3 protein-coding genes are annotated in these 2,657 nt (G+C 60.5%); all 3 read right to left on the minus strand.

Annotated features, from left to right (window positions below):
- A partial coding sequence (gene istA, locus B7R22_RS18560; protein ID WP_116413162.1) for an IS21 family transposase occupies positions 1 to 983 on the minus strand: 983 nt, incomplete at its 3' end.
- 594 nt (positions 984 to 1,577) lie between these two features.
- Positions 1,578 to 2,471: a hypothetical protein gene (locus B7R22_RS18565; protein ID WP_216363541.1), complete on the minus strand. Its 894-nt coding sequence runs from the start codon at positions 2,469 to 2,471 to the stop codon at positions 1,578 to 1,580.
- Between the two features lie 16 nt (positions 2,472 to 2,487).
- Positions 2,488 to 2,657, minus strand: a 170-nt coding sequence (locus tag B7R22_RS18570) for an IS3 family transposase (RefSeq protein ID WP_216363343.1), incomplete at its 5' end; no start/stop codon positions are given.

Here is a 2,657-nt window from a genome sequence, read left to right on the forward strand (position 1 = left end):
GTGACGTCAACGATCCGGCCGATCATGCCCGGGCTGACGGAGTAGTCGTTCGTGAACGCACGGACGTAGTAGTCCCTGGGTAGCCGGACCGTGTTCCGGAACAACACCTCCGGCGGAACCGGCGACAGCGCCCGCATTGCCGCGCGATCCCGACCGACGAGCTCTGACGGTTTCCCGCGCCTGGACCTGGAGTGGCGGGCGTTCGCGACAGGGAGCCAGTCGACGAGCTGGGTGTTGAAGTCCGAAGGCGACGCGAAGGTGCGGCCGGGCATGAAGCGTTGCCGGAAGAACTGGTTCGCCCGCTCGACCATCCCTTTCGACTCCGGATCCCGGGGAGGTAGCAGCACGATCTTCGTTCCCAGGGTCCCGGCAAACGCTGCGGCGGGTTCGGTGAGGGTGCGCCTGCCGATACCGGTCTCGTTGTCCCACACGAGACGTTTCGGTACCGCGCCGGCTTGTTGCAGCAGCTCCCACATCCCGCCGAGGAGGTCCGGTGTTGTCCGGGATGGCAGCATCAACGCTTGGATGTTCCCGGAGAACGTCGACGTCATCACGAGCACGGGCGGCGACCCTTGCTGGTCATGGCCCAGCGGGATCGCCTGGTGCGGGAACCAGAGATCGCACTGCACCTGCACCCCCGGCTGGTGATCAATCCGGTCCGAAGGGTCAGGGGGCAAGTACTCGGGCCGGATCTTCGCGACCCGCAACCGGAACAGCGATGACGACCCCGACCAGCCGACACGCTCCGCGAGGGCCGGCGACGGCATCCGCGGCGACCCGGCCAGCAACTTCCTGACCGCCGGGGCTACGTCATCGAAACTCGACCCCGTCAGAGGCCTTTCGTACCGAGGAACCCGGTCAGCGTCCAACGCCCGATCAACCGTCCCCCTCGAAACGCCAAGCAGCTTCGCGAGTTCCCGTTTCGAATGCCCGTCAGCCGCATGCAACCGACGAATCTCTGCCCAATCATCCAAAGTGATCACCTTCCATAGTGGTTGGTGGCCCTGTTTTCAGTTGGCAGTACTGGCCCTATTTTCAGTTGGCATCAACAGCCCCTGGAGGGACAAAGTTCCAAACTCGCGCCATCCCCTGAGATCGTTGATTTGTCGGGCCAAAGCGGGGATCGAAATGGTGCGGGTGCAGGGTGAGATTGGGGTCATTTCGGACTCTCGGGGCCCAGTTTCCCGAGCAGTTGAGAAACCTCCAACCTCGTACACGCCTGATTTGATCGCGCTCCTCCGGGCGGACTACGAGTCAGGTAGGACCGTTCGAGCGATCTGCAGGACTACCGGATTGGACCGCGTCGCGGTCATGAAGCATCTCCGTGCATCAGGGGCCAAGCTGCGTCGCCAAGGCCTCACATCCGAGCAGGCGGAGCGTACTGCCGAGATGTATCAATCGGGGCTCACGCTGGCCGAGGTAGGCGCGCGCTTCGAAGTGGCGAAGGGAATTATCGGCCGGCATCTCCGCAATCAGGGAGTCGCGCTTCGCCCGCCCCTCGTGAGAGCGCGGTCGATGTTTGAGATCGAATCTGCCTGTTGGTGCTGGTGCCTGGCCAAACTAATGCCTTTCACCTCTTACGTCTTAGCCCCGGAACCATTGAGCGGCGTAACAGACTCACGCCCAGGGTGATGAATGGTGTTGATCGTCGGATGATCGTAGTCAAAGTCAAGCTGTGCGTAATCCCGACGATAGTCCGCCGGAAGCTCATTATCACCGATGATTACCTGGACACGTCCTTCCGCCGCATCAGCCATCGTGACTAGGCGTCGATAGAGAGCTGAGGAGAGGTCATCGCTGTCGTTCAATGAAGTTCGTGGACTATCCATGAGCAGAAACGCGGGATAGTAGGTATCTCGGCGGCGGAGAGCCACCGTTATGACGGTGATCCAATAAGCCACTTGAGTTGCGGTACGAACTCCGCCAACAGGACTGAACGACTGAAACGATTTGCCATTCAGCATTGGAAGGTAGCTTTCACGGTTGATCGTCGCCGCGCTTACGCCAGGAATTCTGATCGCCGCCACGGTCTCTGCGAACTCAGCATCAAGCTCGTCGAAGACTTCGGTCCGACGAGACTCGAGCAGCTTCTGTGCACTATCCAACTCGTCCTTGTGCGCCTTCAGTCGCGTCTCGAGCGTTTGGGCATGTGCTTCGAGATCGTCTGCTCGATCCCACTGCGTAAGGGTCTTTTCGAGCTCGCGGCTGAGCGCATCAGCTCGGGCCAGGCTCGCCGTGGCATCAGCAAAGGCTTGAAGCTGCGGAGTGATTCTCTCGCGGGTGCGGACGTCAATTGAGAAACTAAGCTCCGCCACAAGCCGATTTCGACTCGCAGCAGCATCCGCAGTGACAGCGATCTCTGCCTCGGTGGCGTCAATCTGTGCACTCAGCTCTTCGACTTGACCTCCGAGATGGTCGAGTTCATAGGTTGATTCCGTTGCCGATGGGTCTGCCCAGAGTTTGGTTGTCACTGGGGGTTGATGGTTTTCAGGCCGCGTTTGCGGTTGTGTAAATTGTCTCAAACTCGACGGGGGTGAGTTTGCCGAGGCCCCGTTGGCGGCGTCGGCGGTTGTATTTCGTTTCGATCCACACCACGATCGCGAGGCGGAGTTCCTCGCGAGTGTTCCAGCGCCGGGTGTTCAGAACGTTCTTTTGAA

The sequence above is a fragment of the Subtercola boreus genome, from assembly GCF_003399635.1.
GTDB classification, from domain to species: domain Bacteria; phylum Actinomycetota; class Actinomycetes; order Actinomycetales; family Microbacteriaceae; genus Subtercola; species Subtercola boreus_B.